The sequence below is a fragment of the Enterobacter sp. CM29 genome, from assembly GCF_013179605.1.
Taxonomy (GTDB): Bacteria; Pseudomonadota; Gammaproteobacteria; order Enterobacterales; family Enterobacteriaceae; genus Enterobacter; species Enterobacter intestinihominis.
The window spans coordinates 1-1,820 of sequence record NZ_JABMCU010000333.1 but is presented as its reverse complement, the minus strand read 5'-3'; the positions used below and the strand labels follow the sequence as shown (position 1 = coordinate 1,820).

3 protein-coding genes are annotated in these 1,820 nt (G+C 41.5%); 1 reads left to right on the top strand and 2 read right to left on the bottom strand.

Annotated features, from left to right (window positions below):
* Positions 1-32: 32 nt before the first annotated feature.
* Positions 33-590: a hypothetical protein gene (locus HP459_RS22720; RefSeq protein WP_171936900.1), complete on the bottom strand. Its 558-nt coding sequence runs from the start codon at positions 588-590 to the stop codon at positions 33-35.
* 2 nt (positions 591-592) lie between these two features.
* Positions 593-1,180 (bottom strand): ComF family protein, encoded by a 588-nt coding sequence (locus HP459_RS22715; protein WP_171936899.1) that lies wholly within the window; start codon positions 1,178-1,180, stop codon positions 593-595.
* Between the two features lie 197 nt (positions 1,181-1,377).
* Here HP459_RS22715 and HP459_RS22710 point away from each other — a divergent pair, with 197 nt between their 5' ends.
* Positions 1,378-1,767, top strand: a complete 390-nt coding sequence (locus HP459_RS22710) for a hypothetical protein (RefSeq protein ID WP_171936898.1) — start codon at positions 1,378-1,380, stop codon at positions 1,765-1,767.
* Positions 1,768-1,820 lie beyond the last annotated feature (53 nt).

Genomic DNA, 1,820 nt, shown 5'->3' with positions numbered 1-1,820 from the left:
TAATCTCAATCATAACAATTCCTATGGATTTATCAGGCAAACATATTTATCTGAAGATTTTTTAGATTGTTTAATTTTTCACTTAGCTTAATTTTTTCTTCTGCTTTAGCTCGATCTATAGCAGACATACAGCTAATAAGTTTATCAAGGTCATCTGGAGATTTAATAACAATAAACTCTTTCGCTTTATTAACGAAAACTACAGAGTTTTTCTTACGCGAAAGCAACTCAATGACATTACTCAGTGTACCCGTACTTTTCGCATCCCAAACCATAAGGCCGCAGTCAGCCTTCTCAGCCATTTGAATATCTTTTGCCGTGAAGAATGCGCGGGTTCCGCGAGCATGATCCGTCTTTACAACGTTAACAGGCCAAGAACCCAAATTGTTACGTGGCTTAGGCGAGCTGCTAAACACAGTGGTCTTAATGCATCCCATGTAAAGCAGTTCCTGCTGTACGGATGAGTCCACGCCGTTTGCATCTCCGACTACTACGCTGAATTTCTGATCCACAATCTTCTTTAACCGCTCAACGATAAGCGGGTGAAGCTTCTTAATGGTTATCGAGCCAGCTACGAAAACAGTCGTCATGGTTATCTCCAGGTAAGCGCGGCGACATAGATTTTATTTATTTTATTATAACCCCGTAGTGCCGCGCACGCAGCTTCCATTGAAGCACCGGTATGGTAAAGGTCATCAATGATAAGGGCATTGTAAGAACCCTGAACGTTGATCAGAGGTTGAAATGAGAAAGCATTAGCAACTGCCGCCTGCTTTTCGGCCTTAGTGTTCAGGTTCTTAAGAGACTGACCGCCAGGTGCTTTCGTAATCAGTCCGTCAAAACAGTGCATTCCCCCGCCCATCTTCGCGGCTAAAGTCTCTGCTATAGCCGTAACGGGCTGTCTGACTCTTGGATTTGAAGCTGCCATAGGGATGATTAGTTGAATGTTTTGAAAAAGTGGCACGGCGCTTTGGTAAAGGCAATCAGCCAGCGGCTCTACCTGACTCCACATATCACGGTATTTAAGCTGAAAAACCGCTTCTCCTACCTCTGTTCGCTCAGTATCGAACATCGCATGACCGTATTCGTTATGCCCTATGAAAGTGCTTTTAACGATGTGCTTATCCATTGCGTACCCAAGATCCCAGTTGCCTACTATCTGACGGATATTCACCTTCATTTGCCTTCCTTTACTGTAATGATTGATTAAAGGAATAACTTACAACGGTTAGGATTTATCCGAAAGAGTGAAGTGGTAAAGAAGTCACGTTAAATGAAATCAATCAAATAGAAATTTGAACAAGTACGCGAACTAACAAGGAAAAAATGTTTTAATAAGACCTGCTTAACAATGGCTTGCAAGAAGGAGACGAAGATATGTTTGAGCAGATTACAGACGGGATAAATTTTTTCACGGCGTTAGTTTTATCAGTGATCATATGTGGATTATGTATTGCGGCTGGGCTTTATTATCACTTTAGCGATGCACGGCGCTACTCGTATAGTAGCGGCTCCTTAGCGGATTTTATGGATATGATCCCTGAGTGGGTTATGAACACTATTCTTACTGCTTGGTTATTTGCAGGTACAATTCCATTACTGAACTACAAGGCAGATAAAGAGCAATTTGGTAGCATCATAGGTAGAGCGCGTGAAATGAGTATGTTTGATGAACGCCCTTGGTACGGAGAAGGGGGATATCAATTTTTGTGTATTTTAGCGATTCTAATAGCTGGCTATCTGATTCATCGTTTCCAAAATAGATGATTCGATCGAAAGAAGATTTAATTAAATCCCTGCTAACATGATGTGACGAAATA

Bases quoted from the DNA above. Each gene is read 5' to 3' on its own strand.
- HP459_RS22720 (WP_171936900.1), bottom strand. From the start codon at position 590: ATGACGACTGTTTTCGTAGCTGGCTCGATAACCATTAAGAAGCTTCAC.
- HP459_RS22715 (WP_171936899.1), bottom strand. From the start codon at position 1,180: ATGAAGGTGAATATCCGTCAGATAGTAGGCAACTGGGATCTTGGGTAC.
- HP459_RS22710 (WP_171936898.1), top strand. From the start codon at position 1,378: ATGTTTGAGCAGATTACAGACGGGATAAATTTTTTCACGGCGTTAGTT.